Here is a 23,944-nt window from a genome sequence, read left to right as displayed (position 1 = left end):
CCCCGGGGGAAACGAGGAGCGCCCCAGTGTTTTATTACGTACTCAAATATGTGCTTCTGGGTCCCTTGTTGAGGCTGGTCTTCCGGCCTCGGATCGAGGGCCTTGAGCACGTACCGTCGTCGGGCCCCGCCATCGTGGCAGGCAATCACCTGTCCTTCGCGGACCACTTCCTGATGCCGGCGATCCTGAAACGCCGGATCACCTTCCTGGCGAAGGCCGAGTACTTCACCGGGCCCGGTATCAAGGGCCGGCTGACGGCGGTCTTCTTCCGCAGCATCGGGCAGATCCCGGTGGACCGTTCCGGCAAGGAGGCGGGGCAGGCCGCGATCCGCGAGGGGCTCGGCGTGCTGCGCAAGGACGAGTTGCTCGGCATCTACCCCGAAGGCACCCGCTCGCACGACGGACGGCTCTACAAGGGCAAGGTCGGTGTGGCGGTGATGGCCCTCCGGGCCCAGGCCCCGGTCATCCCGTGCGCGATGATCGGCACCTTCGAGGCCCAGCCCCCGGGCAGGAAGCTCCCGCGGATCCACCCCGTGGTGATCCGCTTCGGCAAGCCCCTCGACTTCTCGCGCTATGCCGGGATGGAGGGCGAGAAGGCCATTCTGCGTGCCATCACCGACGAGATCATGTACGCCATCCTGACCCTCTCCGAGCAGGAGTACGTCGACCGGTACGCGGCCGTCGTCAAGGCCGAGGACGCCGCGGAGAAGGCGGAGGCGGGACGCAAGTTCCCCCGCATGCCCTTGAGTTGAGTTGACGGGCCGGGCACCCGAGCGCACGACGGAGGGGGCGGCCGGACGAACCGGCCGCCCCCTCATGCGACAAGGACTACGGCTGCGGAGTGGCGTGCGGCGCGCACGTCACGTCGGCGGCGTCCGTCTTGCCGGTGAGCAGGTAGGAGTCCACCCGCACGTTGATGCACGGGTTGACCAGACCGGTCACGCCGTGCGAGCCCGCACCCTGTTCGGTGATCAGGCGGGAGCCCTTGAACCGCTTGTGCAGTTCGACAGCCCCCGGGTAGGGCGTGGCGGCGTCGTTCGTGGACTGCACGATGAGGACGGCCGGCAGGCCCTTGCCGGTCCTCACCTCCACCGGCGACTGCTGCTTGGCCGGCCAGGAGGCACACGGAAGGTTCATCCATGCGTTGGCCCAGGTCATAAAGGGATATTCGGCGTTGAGTCGCGTGTTGTCCCGGTCCCACTTCTTCCAGCTCGTGGGCCACTGGGCGTCGGCGCACTCGACGGCCGTGTACACGGCGTTGCCGTTCTCCGAGGAGATGTTGCCCGCCGTGTCGCTCAGGTCGGGCGACGCCGCGTCGACGAGCGCCTGGGTGTCACCGGCGACGTACTTGCTGAACACCGAGGCGACCGGCACCCACGAGGAGTCGTAGTACGGGGCGCTCTGGAAGAAGGAGATCAGTTCGGCGGGGCCGACGACGCCGCCGAGCGGGCTCTTCTTCGCTGCGGCACGCAGCTTCAGCCACTGGTCCTGCACCTTGGCGCGGGTGTCGCCGAGGTGGAAGGCCGCGTCGTTCTTGGCGACCCAGTCCTCCCAGTCCTTCCAGCGGCCCTCGAAGGCGATGTCCTGTTCCAGGTTGGCCTGGTACCAGATGTTCTCGCGCGCCGGGTCGACGACGCTGTCGACGATCATGCGGCGCACGTGCCCGGGGAAGAGCGTGCCGTAGACGGCTCCGAGGTAGGTGCCGTAGGAGACGCCCAGGTAGTTGAGCTTCTTCTCGCCGAGCCCGGCCCGGATGACATCGAGGTCGCGCGCCGTGTTGGGCGTGGTCATCTGCGCCAGTACGGCCTTGCCGCTGCGCTGGGCGCAGCCGTCGGCGTACTCCGCGGCCAGCTTGCGCTGGGCGAGCTTGTCCGCCTCGGAGTCCGGGACCGGGTCCGCCTTGGGCGCCTTGACGAACTCCTGCGGGTCGATGCAGGAGATGGGCGCCGAGTGGCCGACACCACGCGGGTCGAAGCCCACGAAGTCGTACGCCTTCGCGGTGTTCACCCACAGGGGGCTCTTGGTGGTGACCCGGCGCGGGAAGCGCATGCCCGAACCGCCGGGACCACCCGGGTTGTAGACGAGCGCGCCCTGACGCTCCTCCTTGGTGCCGGTGTTCCCGATGCGGTCCACGGCCAGCTTGATCTGCTTGCCGTAGGGGTGGGCGTAGTCCAGCGGCACGCTGACCCAGCCGCACTGGATCGGCTTCTCGAATCCCCAGTCCGCCGGGCAGTCCTGCCAGTCGATCCCGGCCTTGGCGGCCCGCTCCGCGGCGACGGCCGCTCCGCGCTGCTCGCGGCTCTGGCCGTAACTCCGGCCGTGCCGCGAGTCGGCGGTGGCCGTCGGCGCCGCCACGGCTCCGGCTATCAGGGTCGCCGTGACGAGCGCTCCGGCCGAACCCAGCGCCGCCACCCGCTTCGTCGGTCTCTTGGACCTCAAGTGTGACCTCCCCGTACATCGTTGCGATTGATACGGGGATCCTTTCGGCTGTGAGGTCCCTGAGAACAGATGCGACCGGTGTTCTTTACCATTCCGATAGCCGGTATGTCGTGTTCCGCTGAGCGGTGACACTGGCGCGAATCAGCCTTCCCAGCAAGACAGTTGACGTCACGTGAGATCGTTAAGCACCTGGTCCAGCAGCCGCCGCAGCAGCAAGGCGTCGGGGGCGAGCGCCGTCACGAGCACGGCGGGCCCGACGAGCGGCGTGAGCGCCGCGTACTCGCCCAGCAGTCGCGCCGCCGGCATCTCCTTCTCGAACTCCGGCCTTACGACGACCAGTTGCCCGAGAGCACGATGGCCCCCGAGGACGGCGGGCCCGTCCCAGCCGCCGGGCGCACCGGGACCGCAGGCCAACTCCTGGTCGAGCAGGGCCCGTCCGTCGCGTCGCACGGTGAGACGGCTGGTGAGCCGCCCGGGTTCCTCACCCACGCGCCCGAGCACCTGCTCCTCCCGGAAGACGAGCCGGGCACCGCCCGTCAGGTCGATTCGCGAGGAGACGGACAGTTCGCTGCCACCGGCCGAGATCAACTGCTCGGGCAGCCAGCACAGTTCGCCTCCGTCGGCGACGTCCAGTCGGACGTCGTAGCGCGCCTCTCCCTTGGCCTGTCCGGGCAGGGCGATGGTGGCGGCGGCCGAACCGACCCGCAGCCGCGCGCCCGGACCGACCCGCGCCTCGACGGTGAGGTGATCGCCGCCGAGCGGTCCGCTCATCGCCCCGACCAGCATCACGCGCGCCTCGGACCCGCCGCTCCGGATCCGGCGCAGGGCGAGCGGGCCCTCCCCGTCGAGCACCGGCAGCGAGGTCCCTCCCCGGCCGTCGTCCCTCGCCTCGATCCGCGCGGTGGCGCGTACTCCGGCCGTCGTCATGCCGTCCACGCGGCGAGCCGTTCCCGCACCCAGCCGGCGACCGCGGTGACGCCGTCCTCGGTCCTGAGCGACTGGAAGACCACGGGCAGTTCGGCCCGCTGCGCCTTGGCGTCGGTCGCCATCCGTCCCAGGTCGGAGCCCACGTACGGCGCGAGGTCGGTCTTGTTCACCACGAGCAGGTCGGCCGTCGTGACACCGGGGCCGCCCTTGCGCGGGATGTCGTCCCCGCCCGCGACGTCGATCACGAAGATCTGGGCGTCGACCAGCCCCTTGGAGAAGGTCGCCGTGAGGTTGTCGCCGCCGGACTCCACGAGGATCAGGTCCAGCGGCCCGATCTCGTCCTCCAGGTCCTCGACGGCTTCGAGGTTCGCGGAGATGTCGTCCCGGATCGCGGTGTGCGGGCAGGCGCCGGTCTCGACGGCGGTGATGCGCTCGGGCGGCAACACCGCTTCCCGGAGCAGGAACTCGGCGTCCTCCCGGGTGTAGATGTCGTTCGTGACGACGGCGAGGGACAGTTCGTCGCGCAGCGCCCGGCAGAGCGCGGCGACGGTGGCGGTCTTCCCGGACCCGACGGGTCCACCGAGCCCTATGCGCAGGGCGCGGCGCGTGCCGTCGGGGCGGTGGGCGTCGGCGCTGATCGCGGAGGGCCCGTCGTGGGTGTGGTCGAGGTGCATGGTTCGGCTCCAGCTTCGTTCGGTACGCGCCGGTCCCGAGGCGGCCTGTCCGTCGTTCGCGGACCAGGTCTTTCGGGGCAGGCGGCGGTGTATGGGGGGCGGCTGCCCCGGAGGCTATGGGTCCGCTGCCGGATCGAGCGGGACCGACACCTCCGGGACGGGTACGGCGCACGGGATGTCCAGCGGACTCCGGGCGACCCGAGAAGATCCGCGGGCTCCCGGCATCGCGAGGGCCCTCGGGTCCTCGGCCGTTCGAGGGTCCGCGCTCGCTACGACGCGAAGAGACGGACGGGCCAGGCCGCGTGCGCCTCCGCGCTGATCTCCAGCAGCGGCGCCGACGCCGCCGGGAGTGCCTCGACCCCGTCGTCGAGGACCCTCCGCGCCGCGCCGGCCGCAGCGTGGGCGACGACATCCAGTTCCGGCGCGAGGCGGGCCAGCGCGGCCGTCGCGTCGAACGGGTCGAGACTCAGCAGCCGTACCGTCGCCGACGCCGACCCGCTGACACACTCGTACACGGAGCAGTAGGCGGCGTCCTCGGGTCCCAGACCGGCAGCCCGCGCTGCCACGCCCAGCACCACCGGCTGATGAGCTCCCTTGGGGAACTCCCGTGCCAGCGCGTCGAGTTCGGCGGAAGGCCAGGTCGCCCTGGCCGCCCGCACGAGCTGCCGTCCCAGCCGACGCGCGGCGACCCGCAGCGCGAGGGAGGGCGTACGCGCGTCGGCGGCCGCGTCCAGGGACACCGGGTCGATCCCGAGCGCCCCCGCCGCGGCCAGCGCGGCCGCGACGAGACCGGTCGTGTGCAACCGGCCCCTGCAGAAGTCCTCCAGGGTCGCCGCCCCGGTGATCCGCCCGGACTTGACGGCCGCCTCGGCCCCTCCGGAATGCGCGTGCCCTCCGGCGGGGAAGCGGCCGTCGGCCAGGACGAGAAGCGCTGCCCGGGACATCAGAAGAGGAAGTAACGCTGGGCCATGGGCAGTTCGGCGGCGGGAGTCGCCTCGACGAGTTCTCCGTCGATGTGCACGGCGAAACTGTCGGGGTCGATCCGCACCTCGGGCCGCGCGTCGTTCTCCCGCATGTCGGCCTTGGTCACCGCCCGCGTCGACTCGATGGCGACGAACCGCTTGCCGAGCGAGAGCCGCTCCGGCAGCCCGTCCTCGATGGCCAGCGGTGCCACGAAGTTGAACGAGTTGGCGGCCGGGGCCCGCCCGATCGCCCCGAACATCGGCCGGGGCAGCACCGGTTGCGGCGTCGGGATGGACGCGTTGGCGTCGCCCATCTGCGCGTACGCGATCATTCCGCCCTTGATGACCAGGTGCGGCTTGACCCCGAAGAACGCGGGCTCCCAGAGCACCAGGTCCGCGAGCTTGCCGGTCTCCACGGAGCCGATCTCGCGGGCGAGCCCTTGCGCGAGCGCCGGGTTGATCGTGTATTTGGCGACATAGCGACGTACACGATGATTGTCCGCGCGGCCGTCGCCCGGCAGGGCACCCCGACGCCGCTTCATCACATGGGCCGTCTGCCAGGTCCGCAGGATGACCTCGCCGACGCGGCCCATGGCCTGGGAGTCCGAGGAGATGATCGAGATGGCGCCGAGGTCGTGGAGTATGTCCTCGGCCCCGATGGTCGACGGCCGGATACGGGACTCGGCGAAGGCCAGATCCTCCGGCACCGCCGGGTTCAGGTGGTGGCAGACCATCAGCATGTCGAGGTGTTCCTCGGCGGTGTTGACGGTGTAGGGCCGGGTCGGGTTGGTGGAACTGGGCAGCACGTACGACTCGGAGACCACGGTCATGATGTCCGGCGCGTGCCCGCCGCCCGCGCCCTCCGTGTGGTACGCGTGGATGCCGCGTCCGGCGATGGCGGCGAGGGTGTCGGCGACGAACCCGGATTCGTTGAGGGTGTCGGTGTGGATGGCGACCTGGATGCCGGTGCGGTCGGCGACGGTCAGCGCGGCGTCGATCGCGGCCGGGGTCGAGCCCCAGTCCTCATGGATCTTCAGGCCGAGCGCGCCGCCCCGGATCTGCGACAGCATCGCGTCGTGCGAGACGGTGTTGCCCTTGCCGAGCAGACCGAAGTTGAGCGGGTAGCCCTCCATCGACTCCAGCATCCGCGCCAGATGCCAGGGGCCGGGCGTGACCGTGGTCGCCTTGGAGCCCTCGGCGGGGCCTGTGCCGCCGCCGACGAGCGTCGTGATGCCGGAGGCGAGCGCCTCGTCGGCGATCTGCGGACAGATCAGATGGACGTGCGCGTCGATGGCGCCCGCGGTCACGATCCGCCCGTTGCCCGCGATGATCTCGGTCTCGGGGCCGATCACCAGGTCGGGATGAACCCCGTCCATGGTGTCCGGGTTGCCGGCCTTGCCGATACCGGTGATCCGGCCGTCGCGGATGCCGACGTCGGCCTTGACGATCCCCCAGTGGTCGACGATCACGACACCGGTGACGACCGTGTCCGGCGTGCCCTCCGCGCGCGTGGCGCGGGCCTGGCCCATGGATTCCCGGATGACCTTGCCACCGCCGAACACCGCTTCGTCGCCGGCGAGGCCGGGCCCGCCGGAACGGTCCTCCTCGATCTCGATGAGCAGGTCGGTGTCCGCGAGACGGATACGGTCGCCGGTCGTCGGACCGAACAGATCGGCGTACGCGGCACGCGAGATCTCAGGCATCGAGGGCACCTCCGGTCCCCCCGCGCAGTCCGGGCACCACGCGGGCGCCGGCGAGCGGGACGAGTTCGACGTCGACGGGGATCCCCGGCTCGAAGCGCACGGCGGTGCCGGCGGCCACGTTGAGCCGCTTGCCGCGCGCCGCGCCGCGGTCGAAGTCCAGACCGGGGTTGGCCTCGGCGAAGTGGTAGTGGGAGCCGACCTGCACGGGCCGGTCGGCGGCGTTGAGGACGGTCAGCCGGGTGACCTCACGGCCCTCGTTGAAGGCGACGGGCCCGTCGGCGAAGAGGATCTCTCCGGGAATCATGGCGCGCTCCCCCGTCAGACGATCGGGTCGTGGACGGTGACGAGCTTGGTGCCGTCCGGGAAGGTCGCCTCGACCTGGACGTCGTGGATCATCTCGGGAATGCCCGTCATGACGTCGTCCCGGGTGAGGATCTTGCGCCCGGAGGACATCAGCTCGGCGACGGTACGGCCGTCACGGGCGCCTTCGAGGATGTGCGACGTGATCAGGGCGACCGCCTCGGGATGGTTCAGTCTCAGTCCGCGGGCCCGGCGCTTCTCGGCGACATCGGCTGCCACATGGATCAGCAGCCTCTCCTGCTCGTGCGGGGTCAGTTGCACGGCGTCCCACCTCACATCCTCGCTCCGGACCGTGCGGGGCCCGGTGGCCGCAGCCACCAAAACCCCTGGTGGCGTGGATGGGCACGCTAGTTGGCCGGAGTTTCGAGGACGTTAACCAGCCTGTGGCCGTTTCCGGGCCGGACGGCAGGACCCCTTCGGGCCCGCGAGGCCGTCCCGCTTCGCCGGTTCCGCCCGACCGGACCACACCGGCACCCCGGAAAGCCACGGGGCCGTCGGGGGCCGGACCGTATACGGCATACCGCGCGGTTGTACGGGGGCGCCGGGGGGCCGAAGTCGTGGCCGCCGTACCGGCCGGAGCCAGGGTCCCCGCGCCTGCGGCTAGGAGGCGCTGGGTCCCCGGTGCTCCGCGGCGATGCCGAACCGCTGCCGCTCGCGGGGCGCGGACGCCACCTCGCGGACGCTCGACAGTGCGCTGATCACCTGTTCGTCGGCGGGCTCCTGGAGTTCTTCGAGGCGCTCCAGGTCGGCGGCGGAGACCAGGGCGACGAGGGGCTTCCCGTGCCGCGTCACGACGACGCGCTCACCGCCGTACACGACGCGGTTGATCAGTTCGGCGAGCTCAGCCCTGGCTTGCGTCACCGGAATCTCGTAGGCCATGACGTCCAGCTTAGACCGGGCCTCCAGCGCTCCGCGGAGCGCGCGATCCCGTAGGCGGACGGCACGGAGCAGCCCGCCACCGGCTCCCGCACACGGGCGCCCGCCCACTCCCGCAGGCGGACGCCCGCCGTTTCGCTGTCAGCATGGCCCTCTTCCACAGAGGCGTACGTCCTGTACATTTTTTACAGACCTGAGGAGGCGCGCCATGGACAGCCCGTCCGCCCGCTACGTCCTGCCCGAATTCACCGAACGGACCAGCACGGGACACCGGACGCTGGATCCGTACTCGAAGCTGCTCGGCGAGCGGATCGTGTTCCTCGGGACGCCGGTGGACGACACCTCGGCGAACGACGTGACGGCGCAGTTCATGTACCTCGAACACCAGGCGCCCGAGCAGGACATCTCGCTCTACATCAACTCTCCGGGCGGCTCCTTCAGCGCGATGACCGCGATCTACGACACGATGCAGTTCGTCACCTGCGACGTCGAGACGATCTGCCTCGGCCAGGCGGCATCGGCGGCGGCCGTCCTGCTGGCCGGCGGCACGCCGGGCAAGCGGCTCGCGCTGCCGGGAGCGCGCGTCCTGCTCCACCAGCCGTCGGCCCACGAGCCGCTCCAGGGGCGGACGAGCGACCTGGTCATCCAGGCCGGGGAGTTGCTGCGTACCCGCGAGACGCTTGAGGACCTGCTCGTACGGCATACGGGACAGAGCCCGGGGCAGGTCGCAGCGGACATCGAACGGGACAAGATCTTCGACGCTCCGGCGGCGCTGGCCTATGGGCTGATCGACCGGATCGGCCCGAGCCGCAGGACCTCGTTCGAGACGCGCGGCGCGAGGTGAGCGGCCGATGATCCCGGACCTCCCGCCGCTGCCCGCGCTGACCCGCGCCGAGGCCGAGCTGATCGACCGCTACCTCGACGTGGTCGACCTGCTCGGCCGGATCAACCCGTCCCGCCCCGGGGACACCTATCGCGGCCTGAGGGCGGCTCAGGCACTGGTCGTCAAGGCCGCGGCCCTGCGGGACGCGCTCACTCTGATGCACCAACGGGGCGAGAGCGAGATGCACGCCCCGACGCTGGCTCAGGCCCTGCGGGTTCTGGACGGTGAGCGGCGCGCGGCCCGGGTCACCGTGCCGCCCGAGTCCGGCAGTTGACGCACCCACACTTTCGAGCCGGTACACGCCGCCGCCCCGCGGTGTCCGGTCCGGGACTCAAACGGACCGGATGGTGTACCCCCCGATGGCGTATTGAACGATCCTTTCTGCGACCCCTCCGAGTTGCGCAACACGCCGACCAGAAAGGCGGGATGAAGCCCTTAGCCGCAGGTGCGGGCGTCGTCGATGTCTCCAACACCCCCTCGAACAGAGGGGTGTCCACCCGAACGGGTGAGTGGTGAGTAAGCCCACAAAACGCCGGTTCCGCTCGGTATTTCCGCCACTCATGAGTGAAGATCCCTTCCGACGACAAGCCCCCGCCACAGCGGCGGGGCGGTCCGGGCGGACGCCGAGTCCTGCCGCCGCCCGGATGACCGGTCGACAGATGTGCATCGGCAGGAGTGGAGGACCCAGCTAGACGGGTCGCCGGAACGGTTCCGGGCGGTCCTTGGGGTGAAGCCGCAGCTGCGGCCGGGCAACTTCGCCAGCCCGAATCCGACAGGTCATCCTTCACAGGCGGCTGACGAAGGGTTGCGCATGACTGCGCTCAATCGTGTCCCGTCGCTGTGGACCCGGGCCGGTACGGCCTCGGCGCTCACTCTTGCCGCCGTGGGCGGCAGCCTCGTGGTCCCCGGCGTCGCACCCGACGCCGAGGCGGCCACCCTTGCGACGAGGGCACTCCAGGTCGCGGCGTCGAAGCACGGCTCCCCCTACCAGTGGGGCGCCACGGGACCGCACCGCTTCGACTGCTCCGGGCTCACGCTCTATTCGTACAAGAAGGCGGGCAAGAAGCTGCCTCGTACGGCCGCGGCGCAGTACAACAAGACGCACCATGTCTCGGCCTCGCACCGCAAGGCCGGTGACCTCGTGTTCTTCCACTCGGGCCGGAACGTGTACCACGTCGGCATCTACGCCGGGAAGGGAAAGATCTGGCACTCCCCGAAGACCGGGGAAGTGGTGAAGCTCCAGAAGATCTGGACGAGGAGCGTCTGGTACGGCAGGGTCAGCTGATCCTGTCCCCGGGGCGGCGGTACGCGGCGCGTACCGCCGCCCCGGGGACACGCGGCGTGTGAGGCGTGTGCGAGACGGGCCGGAGTGGTTACTCATTCCCCATGACCGCCGACCCGGCCCGCACGCCCCGGAACGAGACGTCCGCGCGAAGCGACCCTCCCCAGGAGACGCGGACGTCCGGCCGCGACGAGACACCCCTCGAACGGGCGGACCGCAACTTCGCCGAGCTGCTCCAGGAGTTGCGCGTCACCCAGACGGGGGTGCAGATCCTCTTCGCCTTCCTGCTGACGCTCGCCTTCACCCAGCGCTTCCCCTCCCTGGACACCGTGCAGCGTGCGACCTACGTGGTGACGTTGCTGCTGTCGGTGCTGGCCGCCGCCCTTTTCACGGCCCCCGCGGCGCTGCACCGGTCGCTGTTCCAGCGGCACGCCAAAGCGACCATCGTGCAGGTCTCCTCGCGGCTGGCCACCGTCGGCCTGTGCGTCCTGATGCTGGCGTTGACGGGTTCGGTGCTGCTCGTCGTGGACGTGGTGCTGGGGCGCGGCGCGGGCATCGCGGCGGGCGCGGGCACCCTGGCCGTCTGCGTGGCCCTGTGGGGACTGCTGCCGTGGCTGGTGCGGCGCCGTCTCAGCTCCTCAGCGGCTCCAGGACCAGGACAAGGCCCAGAACGGTGAGGGCGCCGCCGGTGACCGCCTCCACGGCGCGTGGGGCGCGCGGTCCGCGCAGCCACCGTCCGAGCCGGTCCACCAGCAGCGCGACGGCCGGGAACCACACCAGGGCCAGCACGACCACGATCAGCGCCAGCAGCAGCGTCCGCGGCATCGCGGGGCTGCCCGCGGGCACGAACTGCGGCAGCAGGCTCAGGAAGGTGATGGGCGCCTTGGGATTGAGCGCGTTGGTGACGAAGCCCTGCCGGAGCGGACGCGCCCCCGGGCCCGGCCGCTCCGCGTCGGCCTCCCGCTCACGCGGACGGCCCAGCGAGCGCAGCGTCCGCGCGCCCAGGTACAGCACATAGGCGCCGCCGAGCAGTTGGAGCGTCCGGAACAGCGCCGGGACGGCGGTGAGGACCGCCGCGACCCCTGCGACGGCGAGCGCGGTGTGGAGCAGCAGCCCGCCCGTGATGCCGAGGGCGCACGCGACCCCGGCCCGGCGCGAGACGAGGGCGTTGCGTACGACGACGGTGAAATCCGCGCCCGGCATGGCGACCATGCCCGCGGCGACGCCCGTGAAGGCGATGAGCTGTGCGTCCATGCCCTCAGACTGCCCGGCCCGGGCCTTCAGCAGGTATGTCGAATATCCTGGGCCGGTCTTAAGCGATCGTTTAGACCGGGCGGGGTGACGCCGGTCCGGAAGGGATGCGATGTACGACCCGACACGGCTCGCGGCGCTGGTGGCGGTCGCCGAGGCAGGGTCGATCACCCGGGCCGCGGAGCGTCTCGGATATACCCCGCCGGCCCTGTCCCAGCAGGTGGCGAAGCTGGAGCGGGAGGCGGGGGCGACCCTGCTGGTGCGCTCGCATCGCGGGACGCGGCTCACCGGCGCGGGTGAGCTGCTGGTCGTGCGGGCCCGCCGGGTCCTCGACGAGATGGAGCTGGCCCGGCACGAACTGGCCCGGCTGACGGGACTGTCGGGCGGCACCCTGCGCCTCGGCACCTTCCAGACGGCGGGCATCCATCTGCTGCCGCCCGTACTGACCGCCTTCCGCCGGGCCCACCCGGACGTGGCGCTCGCGGTCGCGGACTACGAACCTCCGCACGGGATCGCGGCGGTCGCGGCGGGCGAGGTGGATCTGGCGCTCACGCACACGTACGAGCCGGCTCCGCCGGTCCCGTTGCCGTCGTCCGTGGGCGTCGAGCCGGTCCTGGTCGAGGAACTGGTGCTGGTGACCGCTCCTGGCCACCTCCTCGCCGGGGGCTCGGCGCGGCTGCCGCTCACCGGGCTCGCCGGGCAGCCGCTGATCAGCATGGCCCCCGACCACCCGCCGCGGCAGGGCGTGGAGGCGGCGCTGGCCCGGGCGGGGGCGACGCCCGCGGTACTCGTCGAGACTCCCGGGTACGCCCTGGTGTGCGCGCTGGTGAGCGCCGGGCTGGGGGTCGCGGTCGTACCGGAGATGGTGGCGGCGACGGCCGCGACGCCGGTGGGGACACGGCTGCTGGAGCCGGGGGATCTGCGCCGCACGATCTCGGTCGCGCACCGGACGGATGTGACGTCGCCTGCGGCAGACGCGTTCCGTGCCCTGTTGCGCGGCGCCTTCGGCCGGGCCGGACAGCACCGGCCCGGCAACCGGCCGGACGCCTAGGGACCCGGCCGGGCCGTTCGAGCTCCCTGGACCGACAGCCGTCCCGAAGCGCTCGGCCGCACCGGCCGCCCCTGCTGCCTGCCCGCGCGGCCTGCCCCGAGGACCGGTCCTTGAGACCCTCAGGGCTCCTGAGGCCCCCCGGCCGGCACCGGCTCGACCGGCACCGTCCACGGGAGCTCGATGGAGACCGTCTTGCCGCCCTCCCTGGTCGGCCGGACGGTGAGTCTGCCGCCGCACTCGGCGGTCAGCCAGCGGATGATCACCATGCCGCGGCCGTTGTCCTGCTGGACAGCCGCCGGCAGCCGCTTCGGGAAGCGCGGATGGCTGTCGGTGACCCCGATGCGCAACTGCTCCTCCCGCTCCAGACGAACCCCGACCGTGAAGGTGGGCGACTGTCCGAACGTGTGCTGGACGGCGTTGGTGGCCAGTTCGGACACGATCAGCCGTACGGTCTCGGCGGCCTCGCAGTCGCGCGGCAGGCCCCATTCGGCGAGCACTTCGGCGACGAATTTCCGGGCCACGGAAACCGAGGCCGGCTCGCTCGGCAGCGTGACGGATGCTTCCTGGTGATCTGCCATGGCGACGTCGTCCCTTTCCCACGGGACCGGAGCCCGACACCGAGCGGTTGGTTCGAGTACGGTCCCGGACTGGTGCTTGCGCCAGACTGCCATTACCGGGACGGTCGCGGGTGCGATCCACCGAGTAATGCATATATCTGTCGCTCGATGCGGTGAACTCTGCGTCGGCAGAGCGTATTCGGGCGGCTTGGAAGGAGTAAGGAGAACAGCCATGCAGCACGGTCCCGCGGTGCGCCGCCGCAAACTGGGCGCCGAACTGCGCGCGCTGCGCGCCGGTTCGGGCCTCACGAGCGGCGAGGCGGCACGCCTGCTCGGCTGGCACCAGTCGAAGGTGAGCCGCATCGAAACCGGCATCAGCGGGGTGAAACCGGCCGACGTGGAACGCCTGTTGAACGCGTACGCGGTTCAGGACCCGGAACTGCGCGAACTCCTCGTCGTACTGGCGGGCTCCGAGGGCAACGGCCGCCACCACTGGTGGCACGCCTACCGCGGGGTGCTCCCGCCGGCGTACCGCGACTTCATCAGCCTGGAGTCGGGGGCCAGCGCCATACGCACGTTGGAGACCTCCGTCGTACCCGGGCTGCTGCAGACGCCGGAGTACGCACGGGCGGTGACGCGGGCCGCGGTGGACGGACTGGACGAGAGCAAGCTCGACACCCTGGTCGAGGTGCGGCTCGCCCGACAGGACGTACTGCGTGCGAACCCGCCGCTGGAACTGTCCGCGGTCCTGGACGAGGCGGTGTTACGACGGGAGGTCGGCGGCCCCGATGTGATGGCCCGCCAGTTACGTCGACTGACGGAGGCGGCCGCCTTGCCCCAAGTGCGGCTCCAGGTACTGCCGTTCGCCGCCGGGGCCCACATCGGAGTCACCGGCCCTTTCGTTATTTTCTCATTTCCGAACACAACTGATCTGGATGTGGTTGTTCTCGACCACTTGACGAGTAGCCTCTATCTCGAACGGAAAGAAGACCTCCAGGCCTACACGGAGGCCTTCAACGCCCTTCGGTTCCATGCCCTTTCGCCCGAGGACTCGTTGGACTACATCGCCGGGATAGGTGACGGCGCGTAAGGAGGCAACCTTCATGTCCGCAATGCCTCGGTACGTACCCTCCAGCACTTCACTGCACCATGTGCGATGGCTGCGCAGCAGCCGCAGTACCGGAATGAACAACTGCGTCGAGACGGCACGCCCGCGCTCCGGACCCTGGTCCGGAATGGTCGCGGTGCGAGATTCCAAGAACGTCGCGGGCCCCGCCCTGCTGTTCACCCCCGGCGTCTGGGAGGGGTTCATCACCGGGCTGAACTGACCCCGCACGGTTCACCGCTCCACCGACCGTTCCAGTGCTCCACGGCTCACCAGTTCACCGCTCCAGAGCTCCAGAGCTCCACGGCTCGTCGCTTCACCGCTCCACAGGATCACCGGTTCCGGCTGATCACGTCCACCGCGCGCTCGATCTGCTCCTCCGTGAGATCCGCGCGGGCCGTCAGCCGCAGCCGCGAAATACCGTCGGGCACCGACGGGGGACGAAAACAGCCGACGGCGAGGCCCGCCTCGCGGCAGTCGGCAGCCCATCGCACCGCCCGTTCGGGGGACGGTGCCCGCACGGAGACCACGGCCGCGTCAGGTCGTACCGCGGAGAGACCCTCCGCCGTCAGCCGGGTGTGCAGCGCCGTGGCCACCTCACGCGCCCGCGCCGCGCGCTGGGGTTCGCGGCGCAGCAGCCGCAGCGCCGCGAGCGCCGCGCCCGCCGCCGCCGGCGCCAGCCCGGTGTCGAAGATGAAGGTGCGCGCCGCGTTGATCAGATGGTCGATGACCGCGGCCGGGCCGAGGACGGCGCCGCCCTGGCTGCCCAGCGACTTGGAGAGGGTGACCGTGGCGACGACGTCCGGGTCCCCCGCGAGCCCCGCCGCGTACGGGGCACCCCTGCCGCCGTCACCCAGGACACCGAGTCCGTGCGCGTCGTCGACGATCAGTCCGGCGCCGTACTCCCGGCAGGCGAGGGCGAGTCCGGCGAGCGGTGCCGCGTCGCCGTCCACCGAGAAGACCGTGTCGGAGACGGTGACGGCGGGTCCGTCGTGGGTGCCGAGCGCCTTGCGCACGCCGTCGGGGTCCGCGTGCCCGACCACCTGGGTGGCGCCCCGGGCCAGCCGGCAGCCGTCGATCAGGGAGGCGTGGTTGCCCGCGTCCGAGACGACCAGCGAGCCGTGCGGGGCGAGCGCGGTGACGGCGGCGAGGTTGGCCGCGTAGCCCGAGGACAGGACGAGCGCGGACTCGAAGCCGCAGAATTCGGCCAGCTCGCGTTCCAGTTCCGTGTGCAGTTCGGTGGTGCCGGTGACGAGCCGGGAGCCGGTCGCGCCGCCGCCCCAGACACGCGCGGCCCGTGCCGCGCCCTCGGTGACCTCCGGATGGCGGGCGAGCCCGAGGTAGTCGTTGCTCGCGAGGTCGAGGAGCGGCGAGTCGGCGGGACGCGGGCGCAACGTACGGACGAGTCCGGCCCGGCGGCGCGCCTCGGCCTGCTCGTCGATCCAGCCGAACGCCATGTGTCCTCCGGGGCTCGCCGCTGGTGCGGTGGCGGTGTTTTGTAGGCAGTGCACAGACCCTAGCGGTCGCTCCCGCGGCCCGAGATGTGGCAATACCCACACCGGTTAATGTCAAGCAGAGAATCAACGCAGGTCAGATGCTTGATCACGCCCTCTCGGGATGATCGTCTCTCACAGTCTGTCGAGTCGATGAGCGTTTTCAGTAATGCCTCTCCAGGGCGAGGACGGCTGTGGCGATGACGGTCGTGCGGTCCTACCTTGCTCGTGGGTTGCACGGGCCGTCGTAAGGTCCATGTTCTGACCATCCGCTGTTCGACCGGTGCTCTTCCCGTGCGGACAAGAGCGGATCACGAGCAGGACGTCCCCGGACCGGCGATGGCCTGGTCGACTTCGCGCAGTTCGGCGGCTGCCTCCGCCTGGCGAGGGCTGTTCAGTTCACCCAGGGAGTCTTGGGCGGCGAGCAGTTCCTCGCGCGCCTCCTGATAGCGGGCCTGCTGCCGCAGGACCAGGGCGAGGTCGAGCCGCGCGGGTTCGCTCCATGAGAGCATCTGCGCGGCCTCAAACGTGGCCAGTGCCTTGCGGAGGGACACCTCGGCGTCGCTGCGTTGACCGAGTGCGGCCAGGTCGTTGCCGAGGTGCTGTCTGATTGCCGCTTGGTACAGCGAGATCAGCTCGGGTGACTGCCCCGGCATCCCGGTTCGGCAGATGGCCTCGCTGCGCCGGTGAATGGCCAGGGCTTCTTCGGCTCGGCCGCTCTCGCGCAGGTAGTTGCCCAGGATGTTCAGGGTCGACAGCTCGGCCAGGCGGCTCTGCGGGGAGGTCTGGCCGCTGAGACAGGCAGCGGAGTCCTGGAGCCAGACGATGGCCTCGTCGAGGCGGCCGAGCCGGTACAGCGCTGCCGCCCCGTAACCCAGCGCCCAGCCCATCTGGAGCTGGTCGTCGATCTCCCGTGCCACGGCCAGCGCCGTGCCCGCGGCCTGCAGTGCGGCGTGGTGGTCGTAGACGCAGGTGTTGTGCGCCCAGGCAAGGTAGTTGAGGTGGACAACCTCGTCCTGTCGGCTGGCAAGGGCCCGTGCGGCGTCGACGGCGAGTTGGAACACCTCGGGCCACAGCTCCCAGTGCTGGGTCAGGTCGGAGAACCAGTGCATCGCCTCTGCCGCGTCGAGGACCTGCTGGTGGCGTCCGGTGGCCTGGGACCGGCGCAGGGCCTCGAACCACTGAGCCTGCTCGGCCTCCAGCCAGGCACGGGCCTGAGCCCGGTCGGCGGGCGCGCGTGCGGGGTCGGGGTCGCCGTCGGGTGCGTCCTGATGGCGGGCGGCGTCGAAGCGGAGCGCGGCGGCGGTGGCCCTGCGCAGCATCCACTGGGCGGTCCGGTCCTGCGCGGCTTCGCTCAGCGCTGCGCCGTCCTCGTCGGACAGCCGTTCGGCGGCGAACAGTCTGAGGAGATCGTGGAAGCGGTAGCGCTCGGTGCCCGGGTCTGGCAACAGGAGCCCCGCATCGGCGAGTTCCTCGGCGCACCGGGCCGCCTCCTCGATGGGCTGCTCGGCCAGCAGGGCGGCGGCCTCGGGGCTGAAGTCGGTTCCGGCGGCCAGTGCGGCTCGGCGCAGCAGTGTCCTGGTGGGCGGCGGCAGTTGCTCGTACGAGAGCGCGAAGGCTGCCCGTACGCGCAGGCCTCCGGCCTGGAGGGTGTCCAATCGGCGTCCGGCCACGTCGAGTTGGGCGACCAGCTTGCCCAGGTGTTCGTGCGGCCGCCCGGCGAGTCGCTGGCCGGCGATGCGGACGGCAAGAGGCAGGTGACCGCACAGGTCCACGAGGTCGCGAGCGCTCTGGGCCTCCTCCTGAACTCGCTTCGTACCGATGATGCGGGTCAGGAGCTGGACTGCCTCCTCCCGTTTCAGCAGCGCGAGTTCGCTGCGGTGGACCGCCTCCAGGCCGGCGAGGGTGTGCCGGCTGGTGACGATCGTCAGGGACGGTCCGGCGCCGGGGAGCAGGGGGCGGACCTGTGATTCGTCCACTGCGTTGTCCAGCAGGATCAGCACGCGGCGCTCGCGCAGCACGGAACGCAGGAGTCCCGACCGGTCGTCCGTGGCGAGAGGGACAGCCCGCTCGGCGAGGCCCAACGCCCGCAGCAGGCGGCCGAGCGCTTCGCGCGGGGCGGTCGGCTCCGGGTTCATGCCGTGCAGGTCGAGGGCGAACTGTCCGTCCGGGAAATGCGCCGCGAGGTGGTGTGCGGCGTGCACGGCGAAGGATGTCTTGCCGAGACCGGGCTGGCCCGAGATCACGACGACCGGCGGATGGCCGGGGTCCGTGTTCTCGGCCAGGGTGACCAATTCGGCGAGGGCCGGGCCGCGCGCGGTGAAGTCCTGGATGTCGCGCGGCAGGGCCAGCGTGTTATAGGCCGGCGGGGTGGCGCTGCGCCGGGGGCGCGGCCGGCCCAGTTGGGCTGCCCGCTCCAGGTTCTGGGCATCGTCGGCGTCCAGCCCGAGCGCCTCGGCCATGGCCTGTACGGTTCGGCGTTGCGGACCTTTGGCCCGTCCCCGCTCCAGGTCCGCCACCGCGCGGACGCTCACTCCCGCCGCATGGGCCAACTCCTCCTGAGTGAGCCCCGCGTGTGTACGGAGCGCACGGAGTTGCCGGCCGAAATCGGCCGTGGCCGGTATGCCGTCGCCCATGGTCGATCTCCCCTGATCGGCGTGGACCGGCCCGAACGCGAGCCCCCGGCAGAAGTATGCCGGATGCGATTTCTGCCGGTGGAACTGCCTGGAATGCGGCGCAGTGTGAGTGGTCGACTGGGTTTGAGCGGTGCGTGGGCCAAGGCTGCTCGGGCGCCGCGGCGAGACGACGATGTCGACTTCTTTTACTGAGGATGTCTCAACTCTGCAACAAATGTCACATTGCCCTACGCCGATGGACGGGATTCACCGACCGGGACTCTCTCACTCTGAGGAACAAGAGACCGATGTGCCGCGCCGCGAGAGGAATTCAGAATAACTGCAGGAATTCCACGCGACACCCTCTGCAGGATGGCCCCGCTCCGTGCGCGCCGGTCGGCTCCGCCTGCAGCGACCACTCCTGCCGACGCATCCGACCTGGTGACGCCGCCACGCCGGATGTCCCGTAGACCGGGGCCACGCCCTGCGGCCGCTGCGCCTTGACGTTCCCCTGCCGACCGGCAAGGCGCCCGGACGTGACGCCTCAGGCCCTGCCCATTGGCGATATGCGAGCACTCCACTCGCCCACGAACACCAACTCAAGCAGGATTCCGGCGACGCACGGAATTCCATTTCAAGTACAACTCTTTACGATTTCGAGGGCAACCATTCCCTGAAACGGGGGCTTGGTCACCGGCGCCAGGCAACTCAAGTGCCGGGTGCAGCATGCCTGTTGCGCCCTGACCCCCGTACGCCCCGGCGGCGCGGCTCTATCGCTCTGCCCGGGCATCGCCCAAGGGCGGGGATTCCTGGGTCGCCTCTGCGCTCCGCGCCAAGATCCACGACTGGTTGCATCACGACATACATCTCTTACCGGAAGGGAAAGGCACATATCACATGCTTCGTTCGGGGGTCGGGGAGCACCGGTGGGACCGATGGGACACGTGAGGAACGAATTCGGCACCAGGGATCCGGAACAGTTGACCCAACCCGTCAAGCACGCGGAGGGGGCACCGCAACACACGCCGCGCTGGCCGCAGTTACAGATTCTGGGGCGGATGTCGGCGCGGACCGCGACCGGAGAGTTCCCGCTGGGGCCTCCCCGGCGCCGTGCACTGCTCGGACTGCTGCTGATACGCCTGGGCAAGACGGTTCCGGCCGGGCAGCTCATCGAGGAACTGTGGGGAGCGCGGCCCCCGAGACACTCCAAGGCGTCGCTGCAGAGCTACGTCTCCCACCTGCGCAACGCTCTTGCCGCCGGGCTGCCCGGCCAGGACCCGGCCGGTCTGGTTCGCTACCACGCCTCGGGCTACGTACTCGACGTGGACCCGCGACAGGTGGATGCCTGCCACTTCGAGCGGCTCGTGGGCGAGGGGCGGCGCCTGCGGTCCGCGGACGACAGCCCGGGGGCCCGGGCCCGTCTGACCGAGGCGCTGGATCTGTGGCAGGGACCGCCGTTCCTCGACCTGGCGGACTACGGTCCGCTCGCCGAGGAGAGCGCCCGTCTGGAGCAGTTGCGTCTCTCAGCGGTGGAGACTCGCGCCGACGCGTACCTGGACATGGGCGAACCCGAGGCGGCCGTGGCCGACCTGCAACGGGAGGCCGGTACATACCCGTTGCGCGAAGGGCTCGTGGGCCAGCTGATGACAGCGTTGTACCGGCTCGGACGGCAGGCCGAGGCGCTGCACGTCTACGAGCGGACGCGGGCCAGTCTCGACGAGGAACTCGGCATCACGATCGGCGGGCAGCTCCGGTCCCTGCACGACGCCATCCTCGGCGGGCACATGGCGCCTCGGCCCGCTGCCGTGCCGGAACACCGGAGCAACCGCCGACCGCAGGGGCCTCCCGATCCCCCGCCGCCAAGCACACCGGCCCCCGCCGCAGAGCCTTCGGCCGGCGCCGTGGATGCGGGCGCCGCCGGTTCACCGGGCCCGCCCCCCAGCGGCGAACACGCGCTGCTTGGAAGGGAGAAGGAACTGTCCGCCCTGTGCGCACTGGTGGCGGACACCGCGAGCGGGCAGGGCCGGCTGACCCTGGTCATGGGCGAGGCCGGGATCGGCAAGACCAGGCTGCTGATGGAACTCGACCGGCGTCCGGCAGGCACCGGACCGTACGTCGTCTGGGGCCACTGTCTGCCCGGGCCCATGCCGCCGAACTGGCTGTGGGCCCAGGTTCTGCGCCAGTTGGCCGCTGCCTTCCCGGACACCTTCGAGGCCGCCGCCGCCCCGTTCCGGCAGCCGTTGTCGCCGCTGATGCCCGAGCTGCTGGTCACCGGGGACACCGGTGCCGGCCAGGACGCCCCGTGGGCGCAGGAGCGGTTCCGGACCTACGACGCGGTGTGCGAGGTCCTGCTCGCGGTGGCGGCGAAGCATCCGCTGACGCTGCTGCTGGAGGACCTGCACTGGGCCGACGCCCCCTCACTGGACCTGCTGCGGCTGCTGGCCACCCGGCATCCACGGCGCTCCCTCGGCATCGTGGTGACCGCGCGGGACGCCGACATCGAGGTGACCCCACTGCTGCAGCGCACGCTCGGCGAAGTGCTCAGGAACCCGCGCACCACCACCGTGCGGCTCACCGGCCTGTCGGAGGAGACGGTGGGCACGCTCGTACGCAACGAGACCGGCAGCGCCGCGGTCGGGTCCGCGCTGGTGCGGATGCTGTACGAACGCAGCAAGGGCAACCCGTACTTCGTCACCCAGCTGCTGTCACTGCTCGGTGATGCCGAGGACCTGCACGAGCCACAGGCGACGCGTCTGCTGCTGGCGCGGGTGCCGACCGGGGTCCGGGAGGTGCTGCGGCAGCGTTTCGCCACGCTGCCCGCCGAGTCACTGCGCCTGCTGCAGGCCTGCGCCGTCCTGGGCACCGAGGTCGACACGGGCCTGGTGGACGCGGCGCTGGCAGCGGAGTTGCCGGTAGCCGCCGCGATGGACGCGGCGGTGCGCGCGCAACTGCTACGGGAGGATCCGTGTACGCCCGGCCGGGTGTACTTCACCCACGCCCTGGTTCAGGAGACGCTCTACGACGAGTTGCCATCGCAGGAGCGTGCCCGGCTGCACGCCACCATGGCGCGGGCCCTGACCAGCGGCGGCGCCAGCCGGCCGGATGCGGAGCGGACGGCCCATCATGCCTGGCGGGCGGAGGGCGAACTGCCGCCCCCCGACATCCTGCCGCTGTTTGCTCGAGGCCGCGGAGCAGACAGAGCACCGGCTCGCCTATGAACAGGCGGAGACGTGGCTGCGTCGCGCGCTGGCGCTCAGCGAGAAACTGCCGGTGGACGCGCCCTCGCCGCCCGACATCGGGCGCCGTCTGCATGTGCAGCTGGGGCAGATCCTGGCGACCACCTGCGGCTACGGCGACGCGGAGGCCGAACGCGCGCTCAGCCGCAGCCGGGAGCTGAACGCCGTGACCGGCACGGCGGACCATCCGTCGGTGCTGTGGTCGCTGTGCACCGCGCACCTGGTGACCGGCAGGTACGACGAATCGCTCGAATTCTCCACCCGGTTACGCCAGTTGGCCGCCATCGGCCAGGACCCGGTGGCCGTGCTCGGCGCGTCCTACGGCACCGGCGTGGTGCTGCATGTGCAGGGGCGTCCGAGAGCGGCACTGGAGGAACTGGAACGCGGCGTCGCACTGGCGGACCGGCTCTTCCCGCTGGGCGGACCGCAGCTCTCGACGATCTTCCAGCACGACCCCCGGGTCTCGTGCCGTTCCTGCAACACGCTGACCCACTGGCTGCTCGGCGACCGGCAGGCCGCCACGCGGCGGCGCCAGGAGCTCCTCGCGCTGACGGGCTCCGGAAGCCGTCCCTCCGACCAGACCTTCGCGCTGTACGTGGAAGCGGTGCTGACTGCCCTGGAGGGCGACGCGGAGGGGGCGGAACGCTCCAGCGTGCGAGGGGCGGAGGTCGCGGCACGGTACGGGCTGCGCTACTGGCAGGCGATGCTGGAGGTCTGCCAGGGCTGGGCCGTGACCCATCTGGGCGACGCCGAGAGCGGCATCGTCCGCCTCACCTCGGCGATCGAGCGGCTTCGGAGTTCCCGGACGCTGCTGCGGCTTCCGCTGCATCTGGGGTTCATGGCCGAGGCACAGCATCTCGCCGGTCTCGACGAAGACGCGCGGGCCACGCTTGAGGAGTTGCTCACCGAGGTCCGCCGCCGCGGCGAGCCGTGTATCTCGACGCACGGCTCCCCGCCGGGCGATTGTGTGCCGAACTGCTCGGCTCCGGCGGGCCGCCCGAGGTCGTACCCGATGCGCACCGGGTACCTGTGCAGCGCCACGAGCGGGGTGTCGGGGCGGGCCGGGGCGCCCCGCTGTCCTCGCGCCGCTGCGGCAGGTGAGCCGACGGCCCCGTGCACCGGATCCGCCGTCTCACCCGCTCACCGCCTGCTGTTCCTGACCGCCCGCCCTGTCACCGGACCTGGTCGTGCGGGGCGCGGCGGTCAGGCCGAGCAGGAAGAGCAGGGTGCCGCACGCCTGGAGCACGACCAGTACGGTGAACGTCCTGGACAGGCCGAGCGATTCCACCGCCGTCCCGGAAACCGCGAGGCCCAGCGAGCCGCCGGACAGTGCGAAGGCGGCGATCACCGTCAGGGTCATCGATCGCAGCCTCTCCGGGATGAGGGTGGTGCGCACCGCAATCATCGGGGCGTTGGAGATCCCGTTCAGCAGGCCGACCGCGCAAAGGAACGCGGCAAGTCCCAGCGCGTTCAGGGGCAGCAGCAGGGCCAGGAACAACAGCCCTTGTCCGACCCGTCCGACGACGGCCAGCCGCATGCTGGAGACCCGGCGCAGGGCGGGTTTGACGAGCAGGGTGCCGGCCAGCGCACCGCCGCCGAAGGCTCCCAGCAGTGTGCCGGCCAGGGCCGAGGAGCCGTCGTAGCGCAGCAGCGCGAAGACCGGGATCAGCGCGAACATCGCCTGCCAGCCCATCTCTCCAAGTGCCTGGGCCAGCGACCAGAAGGTGAGCATGCGGTTCTTCACCAGGACCCGGAGACTGTCGCGCAGCCTGCCCCGGTCCGGTTGGCGCCGGGTGACCAGGTGGCCGGGCAGTCCCCAGCGGACGAGCAACGCGGCGGCCAGGTAGCTGACGGCATCGAGGAAGAGCACGACGGGGGCCCCGAGCCCGGCGATCAGCAGGCCAGCCAGCGGCGGACCCAGCAGGATGGTGAGCCGGGTGGCGCCCTGCAGCCGGGCGTTGGCGGTGCTCAGCATCGTCTCGTCGTCACCGACCAGCGCCGGGAGCACGGCCTGCTGACTGGCCACGTACGGCGCGAAGAAGGCACCGACCGCGAAGAGGATGGCCATGAACAGAGGCATCGGCAGCAGTCCCCAGTGGTGCAGGACCGGTACCAGAGCGACGAGCGGGCCCCGCGCGGTGTCCGAGATGAGCATCACCCGCCTCGGTCCGAGACGCCCCGCCAGCGCGGCGCCCATGACGCCGAAGACCACCACGGCCACCATCTGCGCGGCCATGACACGGCTCATGAAGGCGGGCGAGCCGGTGGTCTCCAGGATGAACCAGGGCAGGGCGACAGCGCTGAGCTGGGAACCCGTCATCGACAGGACCTCCGCGCACAGCAGTACCCGCAGGGCCTTCAGACGGGCGCCCTGGCCGGGCCCGGTGTCCTGGGGACCGGTCCCGGGCTGCGGCTCGGTCGTCGTGGATGCCACCATGTCGTTCCTCCCTCGTTCGTCCTGCGGCCGCAGCGGTACGTACTGCGCGGTGCGGCGGCCCTCACGTCGTGGCCCGGGGCGGGCGGCGCCCTC

General features: G+C 71.0%; 24 protein-coding genes and 1 riboswitch. Of the genes, 9 read left to right on the top strand and 15 right to left on the bottom strand.

Annotation, left to right across the window (positions count from 1 at the left end):
• The first annotated feature begins 26 nt into the window (after window positions 1-26).
• Window positions 27-752 carry a lysophospholipid acyltransferase family protein gene (locus OHT01_RS33840; protein WP_328556904.1) on the top strand — a complete coding sequence of 242 codons (726 nt, stop codon included), beginning with the start codon at window positions 27-29 and terminating at the stop codon, window positions 750-752.
• A gap of 76 nt (window positions 753-828) precedes the next feature.
• Here the strand turns inward: OHT01_RS33840 and OHT01_RS33835 are convergent, their stop codons facing one another.
• The 8 genes from OHT01_RS33835 to OHT01_RS33800 all read right to left on the bottom strand — a co-directional run bounded on the left by OHT01_RS33835 (window position 829) and on the right by OHT01_RS33800 (window position 7,944).
• Window positions 829-2,439 carry an alpha/beta hydrolase gene (locus tag OHT01_RS33835; protein WP_328556903.1) on the bottom strand — a complete coding sequence of 537 codons (1,611 nt, stop codon included), beginning with the start codon at window positions 2,437-2,439 and terminating at the stop codon, window positions 829-831.
• 168 nt (window positions 2,440-2,607) lie between these two features.
• Window positions 2,608-3,366 (bottom strand): urease accessory protein UreD, encoded by a 759-nt coding sequence (locus tag OHT01_RS33830; RefSeq protein ID WP_328556902.1) that lies wholly within the window; start codon window positions 3,364-3,366, stop codon window positions 2,608-2,610.
• A complete protein-coding gene (gene ureG, locus OHT01_RS33825) occupies window positions 3,363-4,040 on the bottom strand; it encodes an urease accessory protein UreG (protein WP_328556901.1) in 678 nt (225 codons plus the stop codon). The genes OHT01_RS33830 and ureG overlap by 4 nt, the downstream gene beginning before the upstream one ends.
• Window positions 4,041-4,309: 269 nt before the next feature.
• Window positions 4,310-4,984: an urease accessory protein UreF gene (locus tag OHT01_RS33820; protein ID WP_328556900.1), complete on the bottom strand. Its 675-nt coding sequence runs from the start codon at window positions 4,982-4,984 to the stop codon at window positions 4,310-4,312.
• Entirely contained in the window at window positions 4,984-6,705 is a 1,722-nt protein-coding gene (locus OHT01_RS33815; RefSeq protein ID WP_328556899.1) for an urease subunit alpha, read from the bottom strand. The genes OHT01_RS33820 and OHT01_RS33815 overlap by 1 nt, the downstream gene beginning before the upstream one ends.
• Window positions 6,698-7,009 (bottom strand): urease subunit beta, encoded by a 312-nt coding sequence (locus OHT01_RS33810; protein ID WP_328556898.1) that lies wholly within the window; start codon window positions 7,007-7,009, stop codon window positions 6,698-6,700. Before OHT01_RS33810 ends, OHT01_RS33815 begins: the two co-directional genes overlap by 8 nt.
• A 14-nt stretch (window positions 7,010-7,023) precedes the next feature.
• Window positions 7,024-7,326 carry an urease subunit gamma gene (locus OHT01_RS33805; RefSeq protein ID WP_103550668.1) on the bottom strand — a complete coding sequence of 101 codons (303 nt, stop codon included), beginning with the start codon at window positions 7,324-7,326 and terminating at the stop codon, window positions 7,024-7,026.
• 339 nt (window positions 7,327-7,665) lie between these two features.
• Window positions 7,666-7,944, bottom strand: a complete 279-nt coding sequence (locus OHT01_RS33800; protein WP_266756051.1) for a type II toxin-antitoxin system Phd/YefM family antitoxin — start codon at window positions 7,942-7,944, stop codon at window positions 7,666-7,668.
• Between the two features lie 205 nt (window positions 7,945-8,149).
• Between OHT01_RS33800 and OHT01_RS33795 the strand changes: the two genes are divergently transcribed.
• The 4 genes from OHT01_RS33795 (at window position 8,150) to OHT01_RS33780 (ending at window position 10,783) form a co-directional block, all read left to right on the top strand.
• On the top strand, window positions 8,150-8,785 hold the full coding sequence (locus tag OHT01_RS33795) for an ATP-dependent Clp protease proteolytic subunit (RefSeq protein ID WP_328556897.1): 636 nt from the start codon (window positions 8,150-8,152) through the stop codon (window positions 8,783-8,785).
• Between the two features lie 7 nt (window positions 8,786-8,792).
• A complete protein-coding gene (locus OHT01_RS33790) occupies window positions 8,793-9,098 on the top strand; it encodes a hypothetical protein (protein WP_328556896.1) in 306 nt (101 codons plus the stop codon).
• 369 nt (window positions 9,099-9,467) lie between these two features.
• Window positions 9,468-9,632, top strand: a riboswitch (cyclic di-AMP (ydaO/yuaA leader).
• A 3-nt stretch (window positions 9,633-9,635) separates the two neighbouring features.
• On the top strand, window positions 9,636-10,109 hold the full coding sequence (locus tag OHT01_RS33785) for a C40 family peptidase (RefSeq protein WP_328454958.1): 474 nt from the start codon (window positions 9,636-9,638) through the stop codon (window positions 10,107-10,109).
• 101 nt (window positions 10,110-10,210) lie between these two features.
• Window positions 10,211-10,783 carry a DUF6328 family protein gene (locus OHT01_RS33780; RefSeq protein ID WP_328556895.1) on the top strand — a complete coding sequence of 191 codons (573 nt, stop codon included), beginning with the start codon at window positions 10,211-10,213 and terminating at the stop codon, window positions 10,781-10,783.
• On the opposite strand, the gene OHT01_RS33775 is transcribed toward OHT01_RS33780, so the two are convergent.
• Entirely contained in the window at window positions 10,737-11,360 is a 624-nt protein-coding gene (locus OHT01_RS33775; protein WP_328556894.1) for a LysE family translocator, read from the bottom strand. The genes OHT01_RS33780 and OHT01_RS33775 overlap by 47 nt on opposite strands.
• Before the next feature lie 109 nt (window positions 11,361-11,469).
• Between OHT01_RS33775 and OHT01_RS33770 the strand changes: the two genes are divergently transcribed.
• Entirely contained in the window at window positions 11,470-12,408 is a 939-nt protein-coding gene (locus OHT01_RS33770) for a LysR family transcriptional regulator (protein WP_328556893.1), read from the top strand.
• Window positions 12,409-12,527: 119 nt separating this feature from the next.
• Here OHT01_RS33770 and OHT01_RS33765 read toward each other — a convergent pair whose 3' ends face one another.
• On the bottom strand, window positions 12,528-12,986 hold the full coding sequence (locus OHT01_RS33765) for an ATP-binding protein (RefSeq protein WP_328556892.1): 459 nt from the start codon (window positions 12,984-12,986) through the stop codon (window positions 12,528-12,530).
• 211 nt (window positions 12,987-13,197) lie between these two features.
• Here OHT01_RS33765 and OHT01_RS33760 point away from each other — a divergent pair, with 211 nt between their 5' ends.
• Both OHT01_RS33760 and OHT01_RS33755 read left to right on the top strand, forming a co-directional pair.
• Entirely contained in the window at window positions 13,198-14,055 is an 858-nt protein-coding gene (locus OHT01_RS33760) for a helix-turn-helix domain-containing protein (protein ID WP_328556891.1), read from the top strand.
• 13 nt (window positions 14,056-14,068) lie between these two features.
• Window positions 14,069-14,293, top strand: a complete 225-nt coding sequence (locus tag OHT01_RS33755; protein ID WP_328556890.1) for a DUF397 domain-containing protein — start codon at window positions 14,069-14,071, stop codon at window positions 14,291-14,293.
• A gap of 109 nt (window positions 14,294-14,402) precedes the next feature.
• Here OHT01_RS33755 and OHT01_RS33750 read toward each other — a convergent pair whose 3' ends face one another.
• Window positions 14,403-15,527, bottom strand: a complete 1,125-nt coding sequence (locus tag OHT01_RS33750; protein ID WP_328556889.1) for an 8-amino-7-oxononanoate synthase — start codon at window positions 15,525-15,527, stop codon at window positions 14,403-14,405.
• Window positions 15,528-15,874: 347 nt separating this feature from the next.
• A complete protein-coding gene (locus OHT01_RS33745; RefSeq protein WP_328556888.1) occupies window positions 15,875-18,199 on the bottom strand; it encodes a helix-turn-helix domain-containing protein in 2,325 nt (774 codons plus the stop codon).
• Between the two features lie 1,037 nt (window positions 18,200-19,236).
• Between OHT01_RS33745 and OHT01_RS33740 the strand changes: the two genes are divergently transcribed.
• Window positions 19,237-21,396: a BTAD domain-containing putative transcriptional regulator gene (locus OHT01_RS33740; RefSeq protein WP_328556887.1), complete on the top strand. Its 2,160-nt coding sequence runs from the start codon at window positions 19,237-19,239 to the stop codon at window positions 21,394-21,396.
• 129 nt (window positions 21,397-21,525) lie between these two features.
• Here the strand turns inward: OHT01_RS33740 and OHT01_RS33735 are convergent, their stop codons facing one another.
• From OHT01_RS33735 to OHT01_RS33725, 3 genes are all read right to left on the bottom strand, one after another.
• Complete coding sequence (locus tag OHT01_RS33735; protein WP_328556886.1) at window positions 21,526-21,675, bottom strand: hypothetical protein; 150 nt, start codon at window positions 21,673-21,675, stop codon at window positions 21,526-21,528.
• A 4-nt stretch (window positions 21,676-21,679) separates the two neighbouring features.
• Window positions 21,680-22,360, bottom strand: a complete 681-nt coding sequence (locus tag OHT01_RS33730; RefSeq protein ID WP_328556885.1) for a hypothetical protein — start codon at window positions 22,358-22,360, stop codon at window positions 21,680-21,682.
• 186 nt (window positions 22,361-22,546) lie between these two features.
• Window positions 22,547-23,851: an MFS transporter gene (locus OHT01_RS33725; protein WP_328556884.1), complete on the bottom strand. Its 1,305-nt coding sequence runs from the start codon at window positions 23,849-23,851 to the stop codon at window positions 22,547-22,549.
• Between the last annotated feature and the right edge of the window lie 93 nt (window positions 23,852-23,944).

It is taken from the genome of Streptomyces sp. NBC_00358, assembly GCF_036099295.1.
Taxonomy (GTDB): Bacteria; Actinomycetota; Actinomycetes; order Streptomycetales; family Streptomycetaceae; genus Streptomyces.
The sequence above is the reverse complement of the archived record's forward strand: the minus strand, read 5'-3'. Positions and strand labels throughout refer to the sequence as shown.